This window comes from Pseudomonas sp. 313 (genome assembly GCF_000316965.1).
Classification (GTDB): Bacteria; Pseudomonadota; Gammaproteobacteria; order Pseudomonadales; family Pseudomonadaceae; genus Chryseomonas; species Chryseomonas benzopyrenica.
This window is the reverse complement of record NZ_ANBZ01000079.1, coordinates 127,206-150,747: the sequence shown is the minus strand read 5'-3', so window position 1 is coordinate 150,747 and position 23,542 is coordinate 127,206. Positions and strand designations below refer to the sequence as shown.

General features: G+C 64.9%; 21 protein-coding genes, 1 tRNA gene and 1 pseudogene. 6 read left to right on the top strand and 17 right to left on the bottom strand.

Translation table 11 applies throughout. The annotated features are described in order from the left end of the window. Window positions 1-36: 36 nt before the first annotated feature. The 9 genes from C722_RS0118835 to C722_RS0118795 all read right to left on the bottom strand — a co-directional run bounded on the left by C722_RS0118835 (window position 37) and on the right by C722_RS0118795 (window position 8,347). Window positions 37-1,392: an MFS transporter gene (locus C722_RS0118835; RefSeq protein ID WP_017642001.1), complete on the bottom strand. Its 1,356-nt coding sequence runs from the start codon at window positions 1,390-1,392 to the stop codon at window positions 37-39. 44 nt (window positions 1,393-1,436) lie between these two features. Beyond that, on the bottom strand, window positions 1,437-2,285 hold the full coding sequence (locus tag C722_RS0118830) for a glycosyltransferase family 2 protein (RefSeq protein ID WP_017642000.1): 849 nt from the start codon (window positions 2,283-2,285) through the stop codon (window positions 1,437-1,439). 13 nt (window positions 2,286-2,298) lie between these two features. Next, window positions 2,299-2,655: an SMR family transporter gene (locus C722_RS0118825; RefSeq protein ID WP_007160456.1), complete on the bottom strand. Its 357-nt coding sequence runs from the start codon at window positions 2,653-2,655 to the stop codon at window positions 2,299-2,301. Beyond that, window positions 2,652-3,485: a sugar phosphate isomerase/epimerase gene (locus C722_RS0118820; protein ID WP_017641999.1), complete on the bottom strand. Its 834-nt coding sequence runs from the start codon at window positions 3,483-3,485 to the stop codon at window positions 2,652-2,654. The genes C722_RS0118825 and C722_RS0118820 overlap by 4 nt, the downstream gene beginning before the upstream one ends. Beyond that, window positions 3,485-4,273 (bottom strand): NAD(P)-dependent oxidoreductase, encoded by a 789-nt coding sequence (locus C722_RS0118815; RefSeq protein ID WP_037064400.1) that lies wholly within the window; start codon window positions 4,271-4,273, stop codon window positions 3,485-3,487. The genes C722_RS0118820 and C722_RS0118815 overlap by 1 nt, the downstream gene beginning before the upstream one ends. A 5-nt stretch (window positions 4,274-4,278) precedes the next feature. After that, window positions 4,279-5,910 carry a hypothetical protein gene (locus tag C722_RS0118810; protein ID WP_256204552.1) on the bottom strand — a complete coding sequence of 544 codons (1,632 nt, stop codon included), beginning with the start codon at window positions 5,908-5,910 and terminating at the stop codon, window positions 4,279-4,281. Further along, entirely contained in the window at window positions 5,891-6,955 is a 1,065-nt protein-coding gene (locus tag C722_RS0118805; protein ID WP_017641996.1) for an FAD-dependent oxidoreductase, read from the bottom strand. Before C722_RS0118805 ends, C722_RS0118810 begins: the two co-directional genes overlap by 20 nt. Window positions 6,956-7,002: 47 nt before the next feature. Continuing rightward, window positions 7,003-8,025: a glycosyltransferase gene (locus tag C722_RS0118800; protein ID WP_026083951.1), complete on the bottom strand. Its 1,023-nt coding sequence runs from the start codon at window positions 8,023-8,025 to the stop codon at window positions 7,003-7,005. 245 nt (window positions 8,026-8,270) lie between these two features. Continuing rightward, window positions 8,271-8,347 (bottom strand) — tRNA-Arg (locus C722_RS0118795). 260 nt (window positions 8,348-8,607) lie between these two features. On the opposite strand from C722_RS0118795, the gene C722_RS0118790 reads away from it, so the two are divergent. Then, window positions 8,608-8,922 carry an Arc family DNA-binding protein gene (locus tag C722_RS0118790; RefSeq protein WP_007160462.1) on the top strand — a complete coding sequence of 105 codons (315 nt, stop codon included), beginning with the start codon at window positions 8,608-8,610 and terminating at the stop codon, window positions 8,920-8,922. A gap of 51 nt (window positions 8,923-8,973) precedes the next feature. Here C722_RS0118790 and mgtE read toward each other — a convergent pair whose 3' ends face one another. Further along, window positions 8,974-10,419: a magnesium transporter gene (gene mgtE, locus C722_RS0118785; protein ID WP_017641994.1), complete on the bottom strand. Its 1,446-nt coding sequence runs from the start codon at window positions 10,417-10,419 to the stop codon at window positions 8,974-8,976. Between the two features lie 288 nt (window positions 10,420-10,707). On the opposite strand from mgtE, the gene C722_RS0118780 reads away from it, so the two are divergent. Further along, window positions 10,708-11,184: a DUF4124 domain-containing protein gene (locus C722_RS0118780; RefSeq protein ID WP_017641993.1), complete on the top strand. Its 477-nt coding sequence runs from the start codon at window positions 10,708-10,710 to the stop codon at window positions 11,182-11,184. Window positions 11,185-11,209: 25 nt separating this feature from the next. Here the strand turns inward: C722_RS0118780 and pheA are convergent, their stop codons facing one another. The 4 genes from pheA to mtnA form a co-directional block, all read right to left on the bottom strand. Then, window positions 11,210-12,304, bottom strand: coding sequence for a prephenate dehydratase (gene pheA / locus C722_RS0118775; protein WP_017641992.1), 1,095 nt, complete (start codon window positions 12,302-12,304; stop codon window positions 11,210-11,212). 2 nt (window positions 12,305-12,306) lie between these two features. Continuing rightward, window positions 12,307-13,392 carry a 3-phosphoserine/phosphohydroxythreonine transaminase gene (gene serC / locus C722_RS0118770; protein ID WP_017641991.1) on the bottom strand — a complete coding sequence of 362 codons (1,086 nt, stop codon included), beginning with the start codon at window positions 13,390-13,392 and terminating at the stop codon, window positions 12,307-12,309. Further along, the gene (gene gyrA / locus C722_RS0118765; RefSeq protein ID WP_017641990.1) at window positions 13,389-16,223 is read right to left on the bottom strand and encodes a DNA gyrase subunit A; all 2,835 of its coding nucleotides are present in this window, start codon (window positions 16,221-16,223) and stop codon (window positions 13,389-13,391) included. The genes serC and gyrA overlap by 4 nt, the downstream gene beginning before the upstream one ends. A gap of 233 nt (window positions 16,224-16,456) precedes the next feature. Next, window positions 16,457-17,530 (bottom strand): S-methyl-5-thioribose-1-phosphate isomerase, encoded by a 1,074-nt coding sequence (mtnA, locus tag C722_RS0118760; protein WP_017641989.1) that lies wholly within the window; start codon window positions 17,528-17,530, stop codon window positions 16,457-16,459. Window positions 17,531-17,648: 118 nt separating this feature from the next. On the opposite strand from mtnA, the gene C722_RS0118755 reads away from it, so the two are divergent. From C722_RS0118755 to C722_RS0118740, 4 genes are read left to right on the top strand one after another with little or no spacing between them, the layout of a single operon-like run. Further along, the gene (locus C722_RS0118755; protein ID WP_017641988.1) at window positions 17,649-18,974 is read left to right on the top strand and encodes a TRZ/ATZ family hydrolase; all 1,326 of its coding nucleotides are present in this window, start codon (window positions 17,649-17,651) and stop codon (window positions 18,972-18,974) included. A gap of 32 nt (window positions 18,975-19,006) precedes the next feature. Continuing rightward, window positions 19,007-19,705: a bifunctional 2-polyprenyl-6-hydroxyphenol methylase/3-demethylubiquinol 3-O-methyltransferase UbiG gene (gene ubiG / locus C722_RS0118750; RefSeq protein ID WP_017641987.1), complete on the top strand. Its 699-nt coding sequence runs from the start codon at window positions 19,007-19,009 to the stop codon at window positions 19,703-19,705. A 3-nt stretch (window positions 19,706-19,708) separates the two neighbouring features. Further along, window positions 19,709-20,380 carry an N-acetylmuramic acid 6-phosphate phosphatase MupP gene (gene mupP, locus C722_RS0118745; RefSeq protein WP_017641986.1) on the top strand — a complete coding sequence of 224 codons (672 nt, stop codon included), beginning with the start codon at window positions 19,709-19,711 and terminating at the stop codon, window positions 20,378-20,380. Between the two features lie 8 nt (window positions 20,381-20,388). Further along, window positions 20,389-21,123 (top strand): YciK family oxidoreductase, encoded by a 735-nt coding sequence (locus C722_RS0118740; protein WP_017641985.1) that lies wholly within the window; start codon window positions 20,389-20,391, stop codon window positions 21,121-21,123. Window positions 21,124-21,132: 9 nt separating this feature from the next. On the opposite strand, the gene C722_RS27170 is transcribed toward C722_RS0118740, so the two are convergent. From C722_RS27170 to C722_RS0118730, 3 genes and pseudogenes are all read right to left on the bottom strand, one after another. Beyond that, on the bottom strand, window positions 21,133-21,975 hold the full coding sequence (locus tag C722_RS27170) for a methyl-accepting chemotaxis protein (RefSeq protein WP_371099826.1): 843 nt from the start codon (window positions 21,973-21,975) through the stop codon (window positions 21,133-21,135). A gap of 42 nt (window positions 21,976-22,017) precedes the next feature. Continuing rightward, window positions 22,018-22,206, bottom strand: a pseudogene (locus tag C722_RS27165) (HAMP domain-containing protein); the annotation flags it as partial. 1,028 nt (window positions 22,207-23,234) lie between these two features. After that, on the bottom strand, window positions 23,235-23,525 hold the full coding sequence (locus C722_RS0118730; protein ID WP_017641983.1) for a hypothetical protein: 291 nt from the start codon (window positions 23,523-23,525) through the stop codon (window positions 23,235-23,237). Window positions 23,526-23,542 lie beyond the last annotated feature (17 nt).

Sequence of the window (23,542 nt, the reverse complement as noted above, 5' to 3'; positions counted from 1 at the left end):
GGACGCCCACGACTACTGGGCGCCCCCCTCCACCTCTCAAGTCGCCTTGGGCTCAGCTGGGTTCTGCGGGAACTCGATCTCCTCCTGCAGAGGTGCCCCCTCCTCGGCAGGTTCTTCCTCCACCACCGGCTCGCTGTGCATCTGCTCCTGCACCACCTGGCTGTCGACGCGGGGATCCAGGGCCGCCGCCAGCGGTGAACTGGTCGATCCTTCGGGCATCTGCACATGGCTCAGCGGCGCTTCGTCGACCAGGTGCTTGCCAGTGACCGCATCCGGACGGATGCGCCAGATCAGGATCGCGCCGCAGAGCACGACGAAGGCATAGAGCATGTTGGGCCCGACCAGATTCATCAGAGCCCCCACCACCAGCGGACCGATACAGGCACCGATGCCAAAGGTCACCAGCAGCATGGCACTCAGGGATACCCGCCGCTCCCCCTCGATATGGTCATTGGACAGCGCCACCGCCAGCGGATAGAGCACGAATTGCAGCAGGCTGGCGATAAGGCCGAGGGGGAGCAGCACCACTGGCGGCACATGGGGCAGCACGGCCAGCGGCAGCGCAGCCAGGGTCAGGGCGATGGCCACCACCCGGATCAGCCAGCTGCGATCATGGCGGTCCGAGAGCCAGCCAATCGGCCACTGGGCGATCAGGCCGGCAAAGATGCAACAGGCCATGAACAGACCGATGCGTTCGGTGGGCAGGCCCTGGGCGCTGGCATAGAGCGGCGCCAGACCATAGAAGGAGCCGATCACCAGTCCCGCCACCAGGGTGGTGGTCAGCGACTGCGGAATCCGCTGGATGAAGAACGTGGGTTCCAGCGGCGCAGGCTTAAGCGGCGCCGGGTGGATCTTGCCGGTGACCGCTACTGGCACCAGGCACAGGGCGTAGCAGATGGCGACCAGCATCAGCTTGTCGACGCCCAGATCGGGCGAGACCACCAGCACCACTTGGCCCAGCGCCAGGCCGAGATAGGAGGCGGTCATGTAGCCGGAAAAGACCTTGCCGCGCTCGCCAGGGCCGGCCTGCTCGTTGAGCCAGCTTTCCAGCACCATGTACTGGCACATCATGCCCATGCCGATGAGCACCCTGAGCGCCAGCCACATCGGTAGCCAGGGCAGCAAGCCGATGCCCAGCACCGCGGCGCCGACGACGCCGGCGCAGGTCACATAGGCACGGATATGGCCGACCTTGGCGATCAGCCGATGCCCGAGCTTGCCGCCTATCACCAGTCCCGCGTAATAGGCGGCGGTCAGGGCACCGACCCAGAGTCCCTGCACCTGATCGGCGGCCAGTCGCAGCCCCAGATAGGTACTCAGCAGACCGGTTCCGATCAACATCAACAGCGTCGCGAAATAGAGCCCGCGAAACGCCGACAGCACACGCACCATTGCCTACTCCATCGTCTCTTGCGCACCCGGCAAGCGCGACGGGATCAGCTTCGTCGTTGCGCCGCCAGCTGGGCGTCCTCGCCCAGGCGTGGGTTGTAGTGGCCTGCACAGGCCTTCATCAGTACCTGCAGCACCGACAGATTACCTCTGACGCTGCTGATCTTGGTGGGTACCTCGCCCTTCGGATAGCGCCGCACGGTGGGGAGTTCCACGCAGCGATAGCCCAATTTCGGTACCCGATAGGAAAGATAGGCCAACAACTCGTAGGTGGTGAACTCGTCGCGGAACGGCGCCACCCGCGGATCCAGCAGCATGGCCCGGCTGTAGGCGCGGAAACCCTGGGTGGTGTCGGTCCAGTGGAAACCCGAGGCCAGGCTCAGCATGGGCGCATGGATGAAGCGAATGGCGAAGTCGCGGGACTTGGGCGTGTTCTCCGCCACACCGCCGGCCAGAAAGCGCGAGGCCTGGACGAAATCGTAGCCCTGCTCGATGGCGTCGATGAAGCGCGGGATGGCGTCCGGATCGTCCTTGTCGTTGCCATCGATGGTCACGATGCCGGTATAACCCTCGTCGAGCACGAAGGCATAGGCGCAGCGCAACTGGGAGCTGAGCTTGCCCGGTGCGGTCTTGACCAGCAGCCCGCGGACGCCCAGTTCCTGCAGCCGCTGCGGCTCCAGCGAGCCATCGGTGCTGCCACCGTCGACGATGATGACATCGGCGATGTCGGCGATCTTGACCGCCGCCATGCGCCGCAGGAGGTTGAGGATCCGCTCGCCTTCGTTGATGACCGGAATCACCACGCAGTGCGGACGGCTGCGACCGTTCCAGAAGGTCGTCGAATAGCTGGGCACCTGCCAGAGGGCGCGCTCGGTGGCGGGAATTGCAGTAGTCATAGGTCCTCCAGGTTCAACCGACACGGGCCGTGATGAGGGCGACGCCGGCGATGATCAGGACGATGCCCGCCGCCGTGGTCCAGGGAAAGGCTTCGCGAAAGATCACCACCGACAGCAGGGCGACGCTGGCGATGGCGCCGGCCGTCAGCACCGGATGCGCCACGTTCAGCGGCAGCTTGGCGAGGGCGGCGGCGTACAGCAGAAAGGCCAGGCCATACATGAACAACCCCAGCCAGAACGGCCAGTTGGCCAGGGCGCCCATGGGATCGCTCAGACTGGGAAAGCGGCGCGGCGGCAACATGGCCAGCTTCACCAGCACGCTCGCCGAGGCGTTGGAAGCGATGCCCAGGATCAGGATCAGCCACTTCATGCCGCGGCCTCCGGCAGCTCACGATAGGCCTTGACCGCGACCTGGACGCCACGCTCCAGCGCGGCCAGGTTGGAGCCCTGCTTGGCCGGCAGCATCTCGATGCTGACCACCTGCTCCGGCAGTCGCCGGGTCAGGGCGAAGGCGATGCCGTCGTGGTTGGTGCCGCCCTCCCCCAGGGTCACCAGATCCGGCTCGCTGGCATGGACATGGCCGATCAGTTCGGCATGCTCTTCGAGCACCCGTGCGGCATCTTCCTCGTTGATGGTCAGGGCGCCGGTGTCGAGTTGCATGCGGATCGCCGGATGCTCCACGGCGCGCACCACAGCGGCGGTGGAATCGCTGTCGATCATGAAGTTGGCGCCATAGCGCGGCGGATTCGGCTCCAGGCAGATCTGCACGCCATGGGCCGTGGCCACATCGCCCAGACGGCGGAAGAAGTCGCGTGCCTGCACCAGGGCTTCTTCGTCGCTCAGTCCGGCGCGATCGCGATTGCGCGGCGAGCCGAATACCAGGCGCGTCGCCCCCAGGCCCTCGGCCACCCGGCAGACGCCTTCCAGCTGCGCCAGCAACGCGCGCTGGATGTCGTCGCTACCGAAGACGTTGAGTCCCGTGGTACCGAACAGCAGCGCCTGCATGCCGGTGATCTCGATACCCCGGGCCTGCCACTGCTGCCGCACTGCCTGGATCTCCTGGGCGGTGGCCGTCTTGGGATCGGCGAAATACTTGCCGGGGGCGATGTCGATGGCATCCACTCGATGCTGTTGCAGGATCTCGGCGACCATGGCGTCGTCGGCCACGTCCCAGGCGATATTGGAAATGGCGATGCGCATCACTGACCCTCCGCCTTGATGACCGGAGGTTCCGACTGGGCGTAAGCCCGTACCGCGAGCAGGGTGTCGCGTGCGCTGTACTGGTAGCCGTCACGGCCGCCGAAGACCTCGGCATGCACGCTGCGGAAATCGTAGCGCGCGGGCGTACCGTCCAGGGTGTTGCCGAATTCGCGTCCAAAGCCCTGACGGGCGATGTCCGCCACGCTGATGGGCGCGGCCGTCAGGTGCACCAGCTCCAGCCCGGCCGCCTGGGCGGTCTGGATGTCATAGCCCAGGTTGACCATCGGATAGAACTGGAAGACGCCGCGGCTTTCCACCGCGTGCAGGTTGTTGTCGTTGAGCAGGTCGTAGATCACGTTCTTGCGCAGCCCCGGCCCGACCAGGCCCGGCAGGCGAACGATCAGCGCCTTGGCGAAATGCTCACGGACGAACTGCTCCAGTCGATAGCGATTGGCGCCATAGGCGTGCAGCCCCTCTTCGTCCACCGCGGTGGTTTCATCCACGCCGAGTGGCTGCTTGAAGACATCCACGGTGCTGATCAGCACGAAGGAATCACACTGGATCCGCGAGAGATGATCGATCAGGCCATCGATCTTCTGGCGATCGGCCTCAGGATCGCGGTTGGCGATCCATTTCTGCGCGGGGGCACCGGCGCAGATGACCTGGCCATAGGGCTGGTCGCCGATCTGGTCGATATTGGTGGAGCGAAACAGCGCGCCGAAGGCCTTCTGCTTGAGCAGCGTCGACCCTACGAAGCCGCTGTACCCTATCAATGCGTCGGTCTTCATGTTGCTCACCCCTTGGTCTTGAATCTCAGGCAATAGTCCACTTGGCACTCCTCGACGGGATATCGCGCGTCCAGGTAGGCCTTGAGTCGTGGAAACTTGTCGTGCATGGAAATGTTGTTCAGGTTGAACGACCAGAAGGTCGTCGAATACACCACCGCTGGCGGATCGGCGTGCTGCAGATCGCTGAGCAGGTCGGCCTCGTAGGGTGGCGTGGCATAGACCGGATAGATGTACTTGGTGCAGGCCGGCAGATCGGTCATCCCGTTGATGACCCCGTTGTTGGCCAGGTCGAACACGCACTGGGCGCCACTTTCCTGCAGACGGCGCGAGGCCCATTGCACCCCGGGCGTGGCCAGCGCCGCGTCATCCGGCAAGGCGGTCAGCGCTGGCACCCAGGCGAGCCCCTGGGCCCACACCCGCTCCACCGGCGACTTGTACAGATTGAAGGCAGCGAGCAGCACCAGCAGCGCCGCCAATGCCGGCACCAGCAGCCGCCGGCTGAAGGCCAGCAGGGCACCCGCCAGCAACACCGCGAAGAACGGTGAGGGATTAAGCCCGACCAGCCCGAGCAGTACGGCAGCCACAATGGCGACTGCTGCCGCCCGTGGATGGGCCGAGAGATCCCAGCCGCCATTGCGCGCGAGGCGCTGCCGGCGGGCGGCATAGAGCAGGCTCAGCAAGGGCACCCAGAAACCCATCTGGATATGCTGGAAGTCCGCGCGATTGACCCCGATCTTGAAGAAGATCGCGAGCAGCACCGCCAGGGCGCCAATCAGCGGCAGGTCTTCGCTCCAACGCCACGGCCAGGGCAGGCAGCGGATCAGGGCGAAACCTGCCAGGGCCGTGGGCACTACCAGGAGCAAGCTCAGCGCCAGAGGACGGGCGCTCAGGCCATAGCCCCACTGGGAAGAGGTTTCCAGCAGGAAGGTCAGGTTCTTGACGTAGTCGGTCAGGGCGAAGAAATCGGTACCAAAGCCAAGCCAGGCAATGGTCGTCGCGAAACTCAGGATCGATAGCAGATGCCGCCGTTGCAGCAACAAGGCGAGTACTACCGCCGAGCCGATGGCCAGCACCCCGGCGATGCCGCGGTCATAGGACCAGAACAGATTGAAGCCCGCCGCCAGCCCCAGCAACACCTCGCACACCAGGCGTCGCGGCGTGGTCTCCACCTTGCGATGCAGGCAGAACAGGAACAGCGACAACAGCAGGAAGAGATCGCGATAGCCCACCACCTGGGTCGCCAGGGCACCCACGGCGACCAGTAGGATCAGGCGCGCGCGGCCCTTGGGCACGGGGCACAGCAATACCGCCGTGCCCCACAGCAGCAAGGCCGCGCCGGTGTTGCACAGGCCATAGAGGATCTGGGTCACCAGGAAGGTGTGCTGGGCGCCGAACCAGGTCTGCGCTAGCCATACTGGGATGAAATCCAGCCCGCCATGGATGGTGAAGGCATGGGCGCCCGGCTGACTGTGCAGCAGCGTCGGCAGCGTGGCGAAATATTCCCCCTGGTGGAAGGGGTCGAGAATGACGCCCTTGCCGAACAGAAAGAAGTTGATGATGGAAAAGGCCAGAACGCTGATGAAACCGGCGACGCCGGACACCCCCCTGGGTGTCGCTTCAGTGGAAGGGTTCGGCATCGAGGCGCTCCAAGGCATCGAAAATGTTGTCGATCTTGCCGCCCAGCATCGAATAGCAGCCGGGCAACTGGGGGTGTTGTTCGAAGAGGATGGGACGGCCGTCGTCCCCTTCGTTCTTCATCAGGATGGTCTTCACCTCGAACAGCGAATCCCGGTATTCCACCCGTGCCGCCGCCGACATGTAGCGGGCCACGTCCCGCACCATCCAGTCCGCCCGCGAGGCACGGTCGTAGTCGTCGAGCAGCGCATAGGGATCGGTGCCATTGGCGTCTTCCCAATTGAGGTGCGGGGTGTAGCGCACATGGGACAGGGTGTGCAGACCGCGCGCCGGGAAGGGCATCATGGAAAAGAACGGACCATCCATGACCGTCACGCCGAGATTGCGCAGCTCCGGAGGCATCTCCACCAGGGCCATCTCGGTGATCTCGTGACGCAGACGCGTGGTGGTACCGGGGAAATCACCGCCGTACTGGTTGAGACCGCTGTAGGTGCAGTTGAAGAGATAGCGGCAGTGCATCTCCTCCTGCCCGCCCGCTTCGTCCACCACCTCGACGCCCAGACCACCGGTTTCACCACGGATCGCCGTTACTCGACTCTTGAAGCGCAACTCCACGCCGACGGCATCGAGTTCACGACCGACTTCCGCGGCGAGCACCGCGGAGTTGAAGGCATATTCCTCGGTGAGATACACCGACTCGATCAATCGGTCGTCGAACAGTCGACTTAATTCCTCGGGTGCGGGCTGTAAGGAAGCCTCGATACCCTGGCAGAAACGCTCGAACTGTTTGGCCGTCACCTTGGAGTTGTTGCGGGCGATGGCATACAACTTGGTGAAGTCCCGCACCACCACATCGGGATAGTCGCGCAGGAAGCGCGGCAAGTTGACCCGACTGCGAAAGGCCGTGACGAAACTGCGGGGATAGTGATAGCCGTTATGAACCCGAGCCTGATTATGATAAGAGGCGCGCTTCAACAGCCCCTCTTCCCTTTCGATCAGCGTGACTTTCGCAAAGCCTCTCACCCGCATGAGATACAGGGCCGTCATGGCCCCATAGAATCCGCCACCTATGACGATCGCATCTCTCATGATCGTCAGGCCATGCCGGATTGAGTAGCCGGCCTTGCGGCATTACCGCCCTGCACCACTTCGACATTGAGCTTGTCGCGCCGCGTCATGACCGCACTGGTGAACTCCTGGGCGACATGATAGAGCGGCCCTTCGTTGACTCTGTGGGTCAACTGCAGGACATATTCGCCAAGCACCAGCAGGACCAGCGAAATGAGAAAGAACATGCCGGACTGCTGTAATGAAATCGTCACCCAGCCGGGTGCCACGTCATCCTTGAACACGCCGATGGCGATGACGTAGATGGAATAGAGCAGATTGGACAGGGCCCCCACGATGGACAGGAAACTGACCATGCGCATGGGCTTGCGGGTGGAGGACACCAGCAGTCGAGCACCCCGATCGAAACTGCCGGACAGCCGCTTGGGCTTGGTGCTGCGCGGCGGCATGCTGTATTCGAGATTGATGCGCGAGAACCCTGCGGTGGCGGGTAAATGCCGGTAGGTCAACGCTGGCGCAGGATGGCGCAGGATGTAGTTGATGACCTTCTTGCTGAGCATTCGGAATTGGGGCGCGTCCTTGGCCAGATCCACCCCGTTGAATCTCTTGTAGAGACTGTTGAAGCCATTGGAGCAAAGGCTGTAAGACAGAGTCTGCCGAACTTTCTGCTGATTGTTGGCAAAGACCACGTCTACCCCACCGGCTGCCTGTTGCAACATGTCGGGCAGGAAGGCGATGTCATCGGTTTCCGGATCTATGACGACTGCGAAGTCGCCCAGGGCATTTTCCAATCCCACCCAGGCGGCGGTATCCGAATCCACTTCCTTGGTCAGGGCATATACCTGCAGATTGGGCAGGCCATTGATACTGGTGAGTTGCTTTAATCGAGCTACGCTGTCATCAGAGGAGGCGTTGTCGACGATGATAAGTTCGTAGTCACTTACCAAGGGACCGATGACAGTTGCGGCGCGCTCAAGCACGTTTTGCAACTCGGTTGCCTGATTACGAACGACGAAGACGACTGAAAGTAGGACGGGATAAAAGGCCATGACGCGAACCTCCAGAGGCGCTCCAGATTCATGCAATGCAGACGGTTAGCCAACGGAGAGTACAGATAAATTCGACAGGTTTTCTTCTGCTGCTCTACGCTGTGATCACAACCACAAATCGCTGCTGGAAGAGCCTGGAAGTCGGACAAGGTCGCTGTTTTTGCCCTATCCTCCGAACTGCTGTAACGGTTCGGCAAGGGTGCTTGACGGCGTCGGGCCGCGAGGAGAGGTACTGGAAAGGAATCTGGTGTCCCAGAGTGGGGTCGAACCACCAACCTTCCCCTTAGGAGGGGGATGCTCTATCCAATTGAGCTACTGGGACAGGAAAGGGCACTCATGTTAACGAGCAGCGAACCGTTTGTCATGTTCCAGCTCGGCTGAACCAGGCGGGCATGCAAGGCTGGCAGAGGAAGGAAGTTCTTCGTTAGCTTTGCAATTTGCCCAGTACGTCGGTAAATTGACGTCAATAAAAACAGACGCCTAGGGACAGGTCGTTACAGAGTCCAAGGTGCCGTGAGTGCTAGCGGAACGAGACGAGGGCTTACGCCTTCACTGATTTTTGACTCCAGATGAAGTACCTCAATGACCCAGGCCATTAGATCCTACTCAAGCCGTACCGCTGACAAATTCGTCGTGCGTCTGCCCGAGGGCATGCGAGAGCGCATCGCGGATGTGGCCCGCAACCATCATCGCAGCATGAACTCCGAGATCATCGCGCGCCTCGAGCAGAGCTTGCAGCAAGAGGGCGCCCTAGGCGACGAACCCGGGCTTCGCCTGGACAGTCCGGAGATCACCGCCAGTGAGCGGGAACTGCTGCAGCGCTTTCGGCAACTCTCGGGTCGACAGCAGAATGCCCTGATCTCGCTGATCGCCCACGACATCGACGCCGCCTCCTGACGGCGTCCGGGCTGCCCCGCACCTGGGCAGCCCGTTGCGGTCCACCCTGCCCTACATCAGGAACAGGGTGGCGAGTCCCAAGAAGATGAAGAAGCCGCCGCTGTCGGTCACGGCGGTGATCAGTACGCTCGAGCCCATGGCCGGGTCGCGACCGAAGCGCTGCAGGGTCATGGGAATCAGGACCCCCATGAAGGCCGCCAGCAGCAGATTGAGGGTCATGGCGCCCATCATCACCAAGCCCAATGACCAGCTGCTGTAGAGATAGAAGGCCACCAGCCCTATCACCCCACCCCAGATGACCCCATTGCACAGGGCGACGCCCATTTCCTTGCGCAGCAGCCGCGTGGTGCTGGTGACGCTGATCTGCCCCAGCGCCATGGCGCGGACGATCATGGTGATGGCCTGGTTGCCCGAGTTGCCGCCGATACCGGCCACGATGGGCATGAGCGCGGCAAGGGCCACCAGCTTTTCGATCGATCCCTCGAAGAGCCCGATGACGCGCGAAGCGATAAAGGCGGTGATGAGGTTGGTGGCCAGCCAGGTCCAGCGATTGCCCACCGATTTCCACACCGAGGCGAAGACGTCTTCGTCTTCGCGCAGACCGGCCATGTTGAGGACTTCGCTTTCGCTTTCCTCGCGGATCAGATCGACCATCTCGTCGATGGTGAGACGACCGATCAGCTTGCCGTTCTTGTCCACTACCGGGGCCGAGACAAGGTCATAACGTTCGAAGGCCTGGGCCGCGTCATAGGCGTCGCCATCCGGATGGAAGGCCACCGCTTCCTTGGCCATGACCTCGACCACTAGCTTGTCCGGATCGTTGACCAGCAATCGCTTGATCGGCAGCACACCCTTGAGGATGCTGTCGTTATCGACGACGAACAGCTTGTCGGTGTGGTCGGGCAGCTCCTTGAGCCGGCGCAGGTAGCGCAGCACCACTTCCAGAGCGACGTCGTCGCGGATGGTGACCATCTCGAAGTCCATCAGGGCACCGACCTGATCCTCTTCGTAGGACAGCGCGGAGCGCACCCGCTCGCGCTGCTGGGCGTCCAGGGCGTCCATGAGCTCATGGACGACATCGCGCGGCAGGTCCGCGGCCAGATCGGCGAGTTCGTCGGCGTCGAGCTGGCCGGCCACCGCGAGGATTTCCTGATCGTCCATGTCGGCGATCAACGTCTCGCGGACGGCGTCCGAGACTTCCAGTAGGATCTCGCCATCACGCTCGGTCTTGACCAGCCCCCAGACGGTCAGACGATCTTCTTGCGGCAGGGCTTCGAGAATGAAGGCGACGTCGGCCGGGTGCAGTTCGTCCAGGCGGGCACGCAGCTCTTCGAGGCCTTCTTCGGGAATATCGGCGGGGGCTACGGGGGCGCGGTCCTGGTCTTCACGCGCCTCGACAGCGAGGTCGTAGCGCTCCAGCAACTCGACGACCTGGGCGAGCCGCTCTTGCAGCGTCTCGTGGGGCTTTCTGATGTCTGCTTCTTTCACTACGGTCATAGCGCACTCCGGCCCGCCGGCGGAGCGCACCGACGAACCCTATCTCAACAACGGGACGAAAAAGGCGATTGAGTGTTGACTGGGTAAGTCCATAAGGGGGGATGACCACTGCCCCGGCGGGGCTGACGGCGGGGATGATACACCGGACCGGTTGCCGGTGCGAAGGCAAAAGGGTTTCAAAACAGCTATTTGCAAGGGCTTTGACAGGGTATCGAGACGGCGATTTTGGTTCTCGTGCAGCGACCTTTACTTCGCTAAGCTGGAGGCCTACGTCAAGGAGGACGTCCCATGAAGAAGCTGCTCGTGCTCGGCCTGTTGCTGGGCTGCGACCCGGCCCACTCGGCCACGGTCTATCGCTGCGAAGATGCCAGCGGCCACCTCACCTTTTCCGCCAGCGGCTGCGCTTCGGACAGCGACAGCAGCCTGCAACGCGCGGACAACCCACGTCCGGGTGGCGCCAGGCCCACCCTGATGGCGAAACCCAAAGCCGCACCCCGCAAGGAGGTCTCGCGTGCGCCAACGGTGGTGGCCGCCAAGACGGATGGGTGCGGTGATCGGCTCAGCGCCAGCGAGAGGCGGCAGGCGATCATCCGCGGACAGGTCAGGGTCGGCATGAGCCGAGCGGACGTGGAGAACGCCCTAGGACAACCGCGGCGGATTTCCCAGCTGGATACCCTGACCCGCTATCACTACGACGGGCGCCAGCACAAGGAACGCTCACGCCTGGTGACCTTTGACGAGCACGGTTGCGTGCGCCGACGCTGACGCACGCAACCGATCGAGGACGCCGTCAGAGCACGGCGCGGGGATAGGAGCCAAGGACCTTGAGCGCCACGGCGCCGGTGGACAGGCGCTCCAGCACGTCGCGGATCAGCGGATCGGCCTGGTGGCCGAGGAAGTCGATGAAGAAGACGTAGGTCCACTTGCCGCTGCGCGATGGCCGCGTCTCGATCCGGCTGAGGTCGATATTGTTGGTATGGAACGGCAGCAACAGCTCGTGCAGGGCACCCGGCTTGTTCTGCATGGAGACGATGATGGAGGTCTTGTCGTCGCCACTGGGCGGCACGTCCTGATTGCCGATGATGAGGAAGCGCGTGGAGTTGTCCGGGCGATCCTCGATCTTCTGCTGCACCGGGGTCAGGCCATAGAGCGAAGCCGCCATGTCGCCGGCGATGGCCGCACTGTTCCACTCCCCCTTCACCCGCCGCGCCGCCTCGGCGTTGCTGGCCACCGCCACCCGCTCGACGCTCGGGTAGTAGGAGTCCAGCCACTTGCGGCACTGGGCCAGCGACTGGGCATGGGAATAGATGCGGGTGATGCTGTCGGCCTTGGTGTTCTCGCCGATCAACAGGTGGTGGTGGATGCGCAGCTCCACCTCGCCGCAGATCGACAGGTTGTGCTCGAGGAAGCTGTCCAGGGTGTGGTTGACCGCACCCTCGGTGGAGTTCTCCACCGGCACCACGCCGAAGTTTGAGGCGCCGGCGGCGACCTCGCGAAAGACCTCGTCGATGGCCGCCATGGGCCGCGTCACCACGGCCTTGCCGAAGTGCTTGAGCGCCGCGGCCTGGGAGAAGGTGCCTTCCGGGCCGAGGTAGGCCACGTGCAGCGGCTCTTCCAGGGCCAGGCAGCAGGACATGATCTCGCGGAACAGCCGCGCCATGTCTTCGTCGCGGACCGGACCGCCATTGCGCTCCATCACCCGCTTGAGTACCTGGGCTTCGCGCTCGGGTCGGTAGAACACGGGCTTTTCGCCCTCCGCCAGCGTCCCCATCTTGACCCGTGCCACGTCCTGGGCGCAGCGGGCACGTTCGCTGATCAGCTCCTGGATGCGTTCGTCCAGACTGTCGATTCGCAGGCGCAGAGCCTTGAGCTCGTGTTCCGACATGATCAGCCGTGCTCCTTCTCGAATTCGGCCAGATAGGTCACCAGCGCCTGGACGGCTTCCAGGGTGACGGCGTTGTAGATGGAGGCGCGCATACCGCCCACCGAACGGTGGCCCTGCAGATACAGCAGGCCACGTTCCTCGGCGCCTGCCAGGAAGGCCTTGTCCAGGCGCTCGTCGGCCAGGCGGAAGGGCACGTTCATCCAGGAACGGTCATTCTTGGCGATGGGGTTGCTGTAGAAGTCGCTGGCGTCGATGAAGCCGTACAGCAGCTCCTTCTTCTGGCGATTCAGGCGCTCCATGGCGGGCAGGCCGCCCTGCTCCTTGAGCCACTTGAACACCAGCCCCGACAGGTACCAGGAGAAGGTGGCCGGGGTGTTGTACATGGAACCGTTGTCGGCCTCGACCTTGTAGTCCAGCAGCGTCGGGCAGCCGGCGCGGGCGCGACCCAGCAGGTCTTCGCGGACGATCACCACCACCAGACCACTCGGCCCGATGTTCTTCTGGGCGCCGGCGTAGATCAGCCCGAAGCGTGAGACGTCCAGCGGCCGCGAGAGGATGTCGGAAGAGGCATCCGCCACCAGAGGCACGTCGCCCACGTCCGGAATCCAGTCGAATTCCAGGCCGCCAATAGTCTCGTTGGGGGTGTAGTGAACGTAGGCGGCGTCCTTGGACAGCTGCCATTCGCTCTGCGCCGGAATGGCGAAGTAGTCGTAGCCCTTGGCGCTGGCAGCGACGTTGACGGTGCCATAGTGCTGCGCCTGCTCGATGGCCTTGCGCGACCAGATGCCGGTGTCGATGTAGTCGGCGGTGCCGCCCTCGGGCAGCAGGTTCATCGCCAGCTGGGCGAACTGCAGGCTGGCGCCACCCTGCAGGAACAGCACCCTGTAGTTGCTGGGAATGGCCAGCAACTCGCGCAGATCGGCCTCGGCCTGGCTCGAAATGGCGGTGAAGTCTTCACCGCGGTGGCTCATCTCCATTACCGACAGGCCACGGCCCTGCCAATCCAGCAGATCGGCCTGGGCCTGGCGCAGCACAGCTTCGGGCAGGGCCGCCGGGCCGGCGCAGAAGTTGTAGGCACGCTTGCTCATCGCTCGTCATCCTCGTTCGGAAGGTCGTCGCTCGGCACGTCGCTGGCACCGGGCAGCACATCGTCCTGGTCCGGCTCGTGGCTGTCGACCGGCAATTCCTTGTCGAGCAGTTCGTCGTCCAGTTCGGCTTCGTGGTCCAGCAGCTCTTCGTCCACCGAAGGCTCCTGCACCCGCTCCAGGCCCACCAGTTTCTCGCCCTTGCCGAGCTTGATCAGGGTCACGCCCTGGGTGTTACGGCCGGTACGGGAGATGCCCTCGACCGGGGTACGCACCAGGGTGCCCTGGTCGGAGATCAGCATGATCTCTTCGCCGTCCAGTACCTGGATGGCACCGATCAGGGGACCGTTGCGTTCGTTGATGACCATGGCGATCACGCCCTGACCACCGCGACCACGCTGCGGGTATTCGGCCATGGCGGTGCGCTTGCCGAAGCCATTGAGGCTGGCGGTCAGGATCTCGGCGCCCGGCTCGGGGATCAGCATGGAAATCAACCGCTGGTTCTCGGCCAAACGCATGCCGCGCACGCCGCGGGCGGTACGGCCCATGGTGCGCACATGGCGCTCCTTGAAGCGGATGACCTTGCCACCGTCGGAGAACAGCATGACTTCGCGGGCACCGTCGGTGATGGCGGCGGCGATCAGGCTGTCGCCCTCCTCCAGCTTCAGCGCGATCAGGCCGTTGCTGCGCGGACGGCTGAACTGCACCAGCGGGGTCTTCTTCACGGTGCCGTTGCGGGTGGCCATGAAGATGTAGGCACCGGTGGGCTCGTCCTGCTCGGCGTCGAGGAGCTCGCCCTCTTCGCCTTCGACCTCGACCTCGTCTTCCACCAGCACGGCGTCTTCGATGTCCAGGTTATCGTCCTGCTCGCCCAGGTCCTCTTCACCGATGGGCGCCTGCTGGCGCACGGCTTCCAGATCGACCGGCAGCATGGCAGTGATACGCTCGCCTTCGGCCAGCGGCAGCAGGTTGACCAGCGGCCGGCCACGGGCGGCGCGGGAGGCCTCGGGGATCTCGTAGGTACGCTTCCAGTAGACCTTGCCCAGGCTGGAGAACAGCAGCAGGGTGGTGTGGCTGTTGGCGACCAGCAGGTGTTCGATGTAGTCCTCTTCCTTGACCGCCGAGGCCGAACGGCCGCGACCGCCCCGGCGCTGGGCCTGGTAGGCGTGCAGCGGCTGGGACTTGGCATAGCCGCCGTGGGAGATGGTGACGACGCGGTCTTCCTCGGTGATGAGGTCGGCGATGGTCAGGTCCACCTGGGAGGCGATGATCTCGGTGCGACGCTTGTCGCCGAACTCGGCCTTGACCTTTTCCAGCTCCTCGCGGATGACTTCCATCAGCCGCTCGGGGTTAGTCAGGATGCGGATCAGCTCGCCGATCTGCAGCAGGATTTCCTGGTACTCGGCGATGAGCTTCTCGTGCTCCAGACCGGTCAGGCGGTGCAGACGCAGATCCAGGATGGCCTGGGCCTGTTCCGGCGAAAGGTGGTACTTGCCCTCGTGCAGACCATACTGCTCGGGCAGTTCGTCCGGACGGCAGGAATCGGCGCCGGCGCGCTCGACCATCTCGCGTACCGCGCTGGATTCCCAGGGCGTGGCGATCAGGCGTTCCTTGGCTTCGGCCGGGGTCGGCGAGCTCTTGATCAGCTCGATGACCGGATCGATGTTGGACAGGGCGACCGCCTGGCCTTCGAGGATGTGGCCACGCTCGCGCGCCTTGCGCAGTTCGTAGACGGTCCGCCGGGTGACGACTTCGCGACGGTGGCGAATGAAGGCTTCCAGCAGTTCCTTGAGGTTCAGGGTGCGCGGCTGGCCGTCGAGCAGGGCCACCACGTTGATGCCGAACACCGTCTGCAGCTGAGTCTGGGCGTAGAGGTTGTTGAGCACCACCTCGGGGGTTTCGCCGCGCCGCAGTTCGATGACCACGCGCATGCCGTCCTTGTCGGACTCGTCGCGCAGCTCGGTGATGCCTTCGATCTTCTTCTCTTTCACCAGCTCGGCGATCTTCTCGATCAGCCGTGCCTTGTTGAGCTGGTAGGGCAGCTCGGTGATGACGATCTGCTGGCGATTGGCGCTCTTGTCGATGTCCTCGACCTCGGCGCGGGCCCGCACATAGATGCGCCCACGACCGGTGCGATAGGCCTCGATGATGCCGGCACGACCGTTGATGATGCCCGCGGTCGGGAAGTCCGGACCGGGGATGTACTGCATCAGGTCGTCGACGGTCAGCTCGCTGTTCTCGATCAGGGCCAGGCAGCCATCGATCACTTCGCCGAGGTTGTGCGGCGGAATGTTGGTGGCCATGCCGACCGCGATGCCGCTGGAACCGTTGACCAGCAGGTTGGGGATGCGCGTGGGCATCACCGCCGGGATCTGCTCGGTGCCGTCGTAGTTGGGCACCCAGTCGACGGTTTCCTTGTCCAGGTCGGCCAAGAGTTCGTGGGCGAGCTTGGACATCCGCACTTCGGTGTAACGCATGGCCGCGGCGTTGTCGCCGTCCACCGAACCGAAGTTGCCCTGGCCGTCCACCAGCATGTAGCGCAGCGAGAAGGGCTGGGCCATCCGCACGATGGTGTCGTAGACGGCGGTGTCGCCGTGGGGGTGGTACTTACCGATGACGTCACCCACCACACGAGCGGATTTCTTGTACGGCTTGTTCCAGTCGTTGCCCAGCTCGCTCATGGCGTAGAGCACGCGCCGGTGCACCGGCTTGAGGCCGTCACGCACATCCGGCAAGGCCCGGCCGACGATGACGCTCATCGCGTAGTCGAGATACGACTGCCGCAACTCGTCTTCGATATTGACCGGGAGGATTTCTTTGGCCAGTTCACCCATGAGAAGCCTGGTTCCTTCTGATCTGAAAAGCGCTAGGGCTCGTCCGCACGTCGGCCGAGCCTGATATAGGAGAGGCGAAAGCCCGTCTGGCGGCGGCTGTCACCGGCGGCGCAAAGGGCGCCCCGACCGGTTTTCAGCACTGCATCACCGCCTGCCGAGGGCTTTCGAACAAAGCCTGTGCAAAGAGCGAAATTCTAACACATTCAGGGAGGTATCCGCCCCTGGCGATCACCTCAATGCAGGCGTCGGCGATTCATCAACTCGGCCATCTTCTTGGCGTCCGGACGCTCCACCACGCCGCGCTCGGTGACGATGGCGTCGATGAGATCGGCCGGGGTGACGTCGAACACCGGATTGAAGGCGTCCACATCCGCGGCGATGCGCTGGCCACCGGCTTCGAGCAATTCGTGACCGGCGCGCTCCTCGATGGGGATGTCGTCACCGGACGCCAGATTCATGTCGATGGTCGAACTGGGCGCCACCACCATGAAGCGCACCCCGTGGTGCATGGCGATGACCGCCAGGTTGTAGGTGCCGATCTTGTTGGCCACGTCGCCATTGGCGGTGATGCGATCGGCGCCGACGATCACCCAGGCGACGTTGCGCGTTTTCATCAGGTGCGCCGCCGCGGCATCGGCGTTGAGGCTGACCGGAATGCCTTCCCCGGCCAGCTCCCAGGCGGTGAGCCGCGAGCCCTGCAGCCAGGGACGGGTTTCGTCGGCGTGGACGCATTCCACCAGGCCGTCCAGGTGCGCCGCGCGCAACACGCCCAGGGCGGTGCCGAAGCCGCCGGTGGCCAGGGCGCCGGTATTGCAGTGGGTGAGGAAGGTCTGCTTGCTGGCGTCGTGCTTGCGGATCAGTTCGACGCCCAGCTGGGCCATGGTCAGGTTGGCTTCGCGATCGCTCAGGTGGATGGCCACCGCCTCGGCTTCCAGCGCCGCCAGGGCGCCTTCCCCGGCCGCGCGCGTCAGGCGCTCGCGCATCCGGTTGAGCGCCCAGAACAGGTTGACCGCGGTGGGCCGCGACGCCGCCAGCAGCTCGAAGTCGGCGCTGACGGTCTCCTCCCAGTCCTCACCCGCCGCGGCGCGCTGCCGGGCGCCGAGCACCACGCCGTAGGCGGCGCTGATGCCGATGGCGGGCGCGCCACGCACCAGCATGTCGCGGATGGCCTGGGCCACCTCGGCGGCGCTGTGACAGGCGACCCAGTGTTCGCGCAGCGGCAACAGGCGCTGGTCGAGCAGGTGCAGGGCACCGTCCCGCCAGTCGATCGCCTTGATCTTTTCCGCCGCCAGCAGACGCTCTCGCATGATCTCTCCTCGACCTGAATCTGTAGCCCGCCAGTATACCGGCATCGGCGCGCGGATTTAGCGGTAGCGCCACAAGGACCGCTATACTGCCGGCTCGCCCCTCTTGGAATCGTCGCAGATGCCGACCCCCGCGCCCCTGGACCTCTTGTTGCTCCCCAGCTGGATCGTGCCGGTGGAGCCGGCCGGGGTGGTCCTGCGCGATTACGCCCTGGGCGTGCGCAACGGCTGCATCGCCCTGCTCGCCCCGCGCGCCGAGGCTCTGCGCCAGCCGGCGAAGGAGACCCTGGAGCTGCCGGGCAAGGTACTGATCCCTGGCCTGATCAATGCCCACGGCCACGCCGCCATGACGCTGTTTCGCGGCATGGCCGACGACCTGCCGCTGCAGACCTGGCTGCAGGATCACATCTGGCCCGCCGAAGGCCGCTGGGTCGACGAGGACTTCGTCCGCGATGGCACCACCCTGGCCATCGCCGAGCAGATCCGGGGCGGCATTACCTGTTTCTCGGACATGTACTTCTATCCCCAGGTGGCCTGCGAGGCGATCCATCGCACCGGGGTACGCGCCCAGGTCTGCCTGCCGATCCTCGATTTCCCGATTCCCGGCGCCCGTACCGCGGACGACATGATCCGCCGCGGCCTGGAGCTGTTCGACGACATGAAGTTGCACGAGCGCATCAGCGTGGCCTTCGGTCCCCATGCGCCCTATACCGTCGCCGACGCCAAGCTCGAAGAGATTCTGGTGCTGGCCGAGCAGCTGCAGGCACCGATCCAGATGCACGTGCACGAGACCGCCTTCGAGGTGGAACAGGCGCTGGAGCAGACCGGCGAGCGGCCGCTCAGCCGGCTGCGGCGCCTGGGCCTGCTCGGTCCGCGTTTCCAGGCCGTGCACATGACCCAGGTGGACGACGAGGATCTGGAAAACCTGGTCGAAACCAACAGCCACGTCATCCACAGCCCCGAGTCCAACCTCAAGCTGGCCAGCGGCTTCTGCCCGGTGGAGCGCCTCTGGCAGGCCGGCGTCAACGTGGCCATCGGCACCGATGGTGCGGCCAGCAACAACGATCTCGACCTGCTCGGCGAAACCCGCACCGCCGCTCTGCTGGCCAAGGCCGTCGCCGGCTCGGCCACTGCCCTGGATGCCCATCGCGCGCTGCGCATGGCGACCCTGAACGGTGCCCGCGCCCTGGGCCTGGAGCGCTGCCTGGGTTCGCTGGAAGTCGGCAAGGCCGCCGACCTGACCGCCGTCGACCTCGGGGGTCTCGCCCAGCAGCCGCTCTACGACCCCGTTTCGCAACTCATCTATGCCACCGGCCGGGACCGCGTCAGCGACGTCTGGGTCGGCGGCGTGCCGCTGCTGCGCCAGAGCGAACTCGTGCGCCTGGACGAGGCCGAACTCATAGCCAATGCGCAGCAGTGGGCCACCCGTATCCAGCAGGGCGCCTGACGCGCCCCGCTCCCTTGCCTCTGGAGAACCCCATGTCCAACGTCGATAACGCCGAGATCGCCAAGTTCGAGGCCCTCGCCTACCGCTGGTGGGATCGCGAGAGCGAATTCAAGCCGCTGCACGACATCAATCCGCTGCGCGTCAACTGGATCGATCAGCACGCCGGCCTGGCCGCCAAGAAGGTGCTGGACGTCGGCTGCGGTGGCGGCATCCTCAGTGAGGCCATGGCCCAACGTGGTGCCCAGGTGACCGGAATCGACATGGCCGAGGCCCCCCTGGCCGTCGCCCGCTTGCACCAGCTGGAGTCCGGCGTGCCGGTGGAATACATCCAGGAGACCACCGAGGACCACGCGCGCAAGCACGCCGGCACCTATGACATCGTGACCTGCCTGGAAATGCTCGAACACGTGCCGGATCCCTCCTCGGTGATCAAGGCCTGCCACGACCTGGTCAAGCCGGGCGGTCAGGTGTTTTTCTCCACCATCAACCGCAATCCCAAGGCCTATCTGTTCGCCATCGTCGGCGCGGAATACGTGCTGCGCCTGCTGCCACGCGGCACCCACGATTTCCGCAAGTTCATCCGCCCCTCGGAATTGGGCGCCTGGGCCCGTGCCGCCGGCCTCAACCTGCGCGACGTCATCGGCCTCACCTACAACCCGCTGACCAAGAGATACAAGCTGGAAGGCGACGTGACGGTGAACTACATGGTGCGCACCCAGCGCGAGGACTAGGCCATGCGTCTGCAAGCGGTCCTCTTCGACATGGATGGCACCCTGCTGGACACGGCGCCGGACTTCATCGCCATCATCCAGGGCATGCGCCAGGACAGGGGCCTCGCGCCTGCCGATGAAGCCCGCCTGCGCGGCGTCATCTCCGGTGGCGCCAAGGCCATGATTCTGGCCGGCTTCGAGGTCGACCCGCTGGGCACCGAACTCGAGCCCCTGCGCCTGGAGTTTCTCGAACGCTACCAGACGCACTGCGCGGTCCATACCCGGCTGTTCGAGGGCATGGACGAGATCCTGCGCGATCTCGACGCCGCCCGGCTGCGCTGGGGCGTGGTGACCAACAAGCCGGTGCGCTTCGCCGAGCCGATCATGCAGCGCCTGGGCCTGGCCGAACGCTCGGCCTGCCTGGTCTGCCCGGATCACGTCACGCACAGCAAGCCGGACCCGGAGATGGTGGTGCTGGCCTGTCGGCAACTGGATGTCGATCCCCAGACCGCCCTGTTCATCGGTGACGACCTGCGCGACATCGAGTCGGGCCGCGCCGCCGGCAGCAAGACGGTGGCGGCACGCTACGGCTACATCCATCCGGACGACCACCCCGAGCACTGGGGTGCCGACGCCATCATCGACCACCCGCTGGAATTGCGCGCCCTGCTCGATCGCGCGCTGTGCGGCTGCTAGAGGTTCAGATGTTCGACTACCAGGCTCCCGCCGAGCTATTGAAAGACCGCGTCATCCTCGTCACCGGCGCCAACCGCGGCATCGGCGCCGCCCTGTCCAAGGGCTGTGCGGCCCTGGGTGCCAAGGTCATCCTCCAGGGTCGCGATGCCGCGGCGCTGGATGCGGCGTGCCAGGATATCCAGGCCAGCGGTGGCCAGGTCGAGGCCTTGGTACTGGATCTGGAACAGGCTGACGCGGCGGCCTATGCCGTCGTGGCGGAGCGCCTGCAGCGAAGTCATGGCCGCCTGGACGGCCTGGTGCACAACGCCGGCCTGCTGGGACCGCGGATGCCGTTGGAAGAAACCTCCGCCACGGCCCTGGCGCAGGTGCTGCAGGTGAACGTCCAGGCAGGCTTCGCCCTGACCCAGGCGTTGTTGCCGCTGCTCAGGGCCGCCGATGCGGCCTCGGTGATCTTCACCTCCAGCAGCGTCGGTCGCAAGGGACGGGCCAGCTGGGGCGCCTATTCGGTGTCCAAGTTCGCCACCGAAGGCCTGATGCAGGTGTGGGCCGAGGAGCTTGGAGAAGCCGGCATCCGGGTCAACAGCGTCAACCCGGGCGGCACCCGCACCGCCATGCGCGCGGCGGCCTATCCCGAGGAAGATCCTGCCCGGGTGCCCGCGCCGGAGGCCATCCTGCCGGTCTATCTCTACTTGCTCGGCCCCGACAGTCGAGGCACCACCGGGCAGGCGCTCAACGCCCAGTAGCGGGTTCGGTCAGACGTGGAAGCGCTGCACCAGTCGCGAGAGCTCGTCGCCCAGCTCGGCCAGCTCCCGACTGGCTGACGCCGTCGCCGCCATCGCCTGGCTGGACTGATCGGCGCCGTCGCGAATCCGGGTGACATTGACCGCCACCTCTTCGGCCACGCCCCGCTGCTGCAAGGCCGCCGCGGCGATCTGCTGATTCTTCTGCTGGATGCTGGCCACCGCCGTGGCGATACCGGCGAAGGCCCGCCGGGTATCGCCGGCACTGCCCAGGGTACCGGCCAGCAGGGTCTCGCTCTGCTGCATCCGCGCGACCGCCTCGCCACTGCCCTTCTGCAACACCACGATGAGCTGCTCGATCTCGACACTCGACTGCTGGGTACGGCGCGCCAGGGCGCGGACTTCGTCGGCGACCACAGCAAACCCTCGCCCCTGCTCACCGGCGCGGGCCGCTTCGATGGCCGCGTTGAGCGCCAGCAGGTTGGTCTGCTCGGCCACTGCCTTGATCACGTCCAGCACACTGCTGATCGCCTGGCTGTCGTGGGACACGCCTTCGAGGCGCTCGGCAGCTGCCCGGACGTCCACCCCTAGGGTCTCGATACCGGCCAGACTGCGGCCGATCACCGCCTGGCCGTCGTTGACCTGGCGCTCGGCTTGGTCGCCGGCACCGGCGGCGGCCTCGGCGTCCGCGGCGACGCCCTGGGCGGTGGCGGCCAATTCAGCCATGGCCGCCGCCACCTGATCGGTTTCCTCGCGCTGGCGGGTCACGCCCAGTTGCGCATCCCGGGCCTGCTCGGCCAGGGCCGCGGCAGACTGGCCTAGTCGGCCGATGCCATTCTGCAGTTGCAGAACCATGCCGCGCAGCGCCGCCACCATGCTGGCGCTGGAACGTTGCAGCTGGCCGATCTCGTCACCGCGATCCACGGTCAACTCGACATCCAGCTGGCCCTGGGCGATGCGTTCGGCGGCAGCGATCACCTTGCGCAGCGGGCGGACAATGGCCAGGGTGATGATCAGCGCGGCCAGGGCACCGACGATCAGCGCCAGCAGCGCGACGCCGCCGATGGTCAGCAGGCGCTTGGTCATCATCGCCTGCAACTCGGCTTCCTGTTGCCCATAAAGGGCATCGACCCGCTCCACGGCGGCCTCGGCCAGGCTGGTCATCCGCGCACCGGCGGTCTGCTCCTGGGCCAGGGCGGCGGCATAGTCGCCCAGGCGGCGGATGAATTCCTTGATATTGGTGGAGACGTCCTGGATGACCGAGGAATAGGCCGGATCGCTCAGCTGCGGCTCCACCTTGGCCAGTAGCTCGAGGGCGGCACTGGCCGAGGGCAAGGGCTGGTCGTCCACCGTGTTCTTGCCTGCCCGTGCCTGAGCTTCGTCGAGGCTCTTGAGCATCAGGCGATAGAGTTCGCCGACCTGCTGCGACAGGGTCAGGAGTTCGGCGCCCTGCTTGCCAGCGGAATCCTTGAGCGCATAGGCGCCGTCATCCAGCAGACCGGACTGGAGGATATCCAGGCTGTTGGCCGCGCCCTCCACCAGGAAGGCCGCCCCTTCCATGGCCAGACGGCGCGAGGTATTGAGGCGCTCGAAGTCGGCGAAGGCGGCACCATAGGCCTTGGTGGCCTCGCGGGCGGCATCGATATCGGCAGCGTTGGCATTGCCCACCTCCGCCTGCAACTGCCCCAACCGCTCGAGTACCACAGGCAGGGCCTGCCGCAGGTGCTCGGCCTGGGCGGCCTCGCCACTCAGGCGAAAGCCCTGCTCCAGGGCGCGCACCTGCATCACCTGCCGGTTGATCGCCGCCATGTCGCGCAGGGAACCGAAACGATGCTCGACATCCTTGAGCGCAAGGCCGCCCTGGAGGGCCACCACCAGTGTCAGCAGCAGCACCAGAGCAAAGCCCACCGCCAGCTTGGTCGCGGTTCGCCAATTGGCCAGGCGATAGCGGGCAATCCCTTTCATACGGCACCCCAACGGAATGAGTTCTACCGACGCTGTCGTCCGCAGAAGCCGATTCTTGAGGGGCTGGGGGGCTAACGAGCCGCTATCCGTCGCACTCGGTTATGCCGACGTCGCTTTGGATGGCGGCCGTTTGCCAGTCGCACGAACGATCAACGACCGGCGCGAGACTCGCGAATATAGAAGCGCGCCTTTTCCGCATTCTTCACGCAACCGGTGTAGGCCTCGACCTGCTGCTGGGTCTTGGCGGTGGACAGCAGCGCCAGCGCCTTGGAATAGCTCACGGTGCCGGAAAAGCCTTCGGCCTTGGCCAGGTCGAGTTCCTGCCAGGCGGAGCGGGTCTGGCTGGCGCAGCTGTCGCGATTGACCACCTTGCCCGAGCATCCCGCGAGCACCACGGTAGCCAACGTAGCGACCAGGACGGGAACCAGTTTCGCTTTCATCTCTTTTTCTCCTTGCG

Excerpts from the sequence above, each read along its gene's own strand:
- C722_RS0118800 (WP_026083951.1), bottom strand. The coding sequence starts at position 8,025 with ATGGCCTTTTATCCCGTCCTACTTTCAGTCGTCTTCGTCGTTCGTAAT.
- C722_RS0118780 (WP_017641993.1), top strand. The coding sequence starts at position 10,708 with ATGAAGAAGCTGCTCGTGCTCGGCCTGTTGCTGGGCTGCGACCCGGCC.
- C722_RS0118790 (WP_007160462.1), top strand. The coding sequence starts at position 8,608 with ATGACCCAGGCCATTAGATCCTACTCAAGCCGTACCGCTGACAAATTC.
- serC (WP_017641991.1), bottom strand. The coding sequence starts at position 13,392 with ATGAGCAAGCGTGCCTACAACTTCTGCGCCGGCCCGGCGGCCCTGCCC.
- C722_RS0118755 (WP_017641988.1), top strand. The coding sequence starts at position 17,649 with ATGCCGACCCCCGCGCCCCTGGACCTCTTGTTGCTCCCCAGCTGGATC.
- C722_RS0118825 (WP_007160456.1), bottom strand. The coding sequence starts at position 2,655 with ATGAAGTGGCTGATCCTGATCCTGGGCATCGCTTCCAACGCCTCGGCG.
- mgtE (WP_017641994.1), bottom strand. The coding sequence starts at position 10,419 with ATGACCGTAGTGAAAGAAGCAGACATCAGAAAGCCCCACGAGACGCTG.
- C722_RS0118730 (WP_017641983.1), bottom strand. The coding sequence starts at position 23,525 with ATGAAAGCGAAACTGGTTCCCGTCCTGGTCGCTACGTTGGCTACCGTG.
- pheA (WP_017641992.1), bottom strand. The coding sequence starts at position 12,304 with ATGTCGGAACACGAGCTCAAGGCTCTGCGCCTGCGAATCGACAGTCTG.
- C722_RS0118815 (WP_037064400.1), bottom strand. The coding sequence starts at position 4,273 with ATGAAGACCGACGCATTGATAGGGTACAGCGGCTTCGTAGGGTCGACG.
- C722_RS0118740 (WP_017641985.1), top strand. The coding sequence starts at position 20,389 with ATGTTCGACTACCAGGCTCCCGCCGAGCTATTGAAAGACCGCGTCATC.
- C722_RS0118835 (WP_017642001.1), bottom strand. The coding sequence starts at position 1,392 with ATGGTGCGTGTGCTGTCGGCGTTTCGCGGGCTCTATTTCGCGACGCTG.
- C722_RS0118820 (WP_017641999.1), bottom strand. The coding sequence starts at position 3,485 with ATGCGCATCGCCATTTCCAATATCGCCTGGGACGTGGCCGACGACGCC.
- mupP (WP_017641986.1), top strand. The coding sequence starts at position 19,709 with ATGCGTCTGCAAGCGGTCCTCTTCGACATGGATGGCACCCTGCTGGAC.
- C722_RS0118810 (WP_256204552.1), bottom strand. The coding sequence starts at position 5,910 with ATGCCGAACCCTTCCACTGAAGCGACACCCAGGGGGGTGTCCGGCGTC.
- ubiG (WP_017641987.1), top strand. The coding sequence starts at position 19,007 with ATGTCCAACGTCGATAACGCCGAGATCGCCAAGTTCGAGGCCCTCGCC.
- mtnA (WP_017641989.1), bottom strand. The coding sequence starts at position 17,530 with ATGCGAGAGCGTCTGCTGGCGGCGGAAAAGATCAAGGCGATCGACTGG.
- C722_RS27170 (WP_371099826.1), bottom strand. The coding sequence starts at position 21,975 with ATGGTTCTGCAACTGCAGAATGGCATCGGCCGACTAGGCCAGTCTGCC.
- gyrA (WP_017641990.1), bottom strand. The coding sequence starts at position 16,223 with ATGGGTGAACTGGCCAAAGAAATCCTCCCGGTCAATATCGAAGACGAG.
- C722_RS0118830 (WP_017642000.1), bottom strand. The coding sequence starts at position 2,285 with ATGACTACTGCAATTCCCGCCACCGAGCGCGCCCTCTGGCAGGTGCCC.
- C722_RS0118805 (WP_017641996.1), bottom strand. The coding sequence starts at position 6,955 with ATGACGGCCCTGTATCTCATGCGGGTGAGAGGCTTTGCGAAAGTCACG.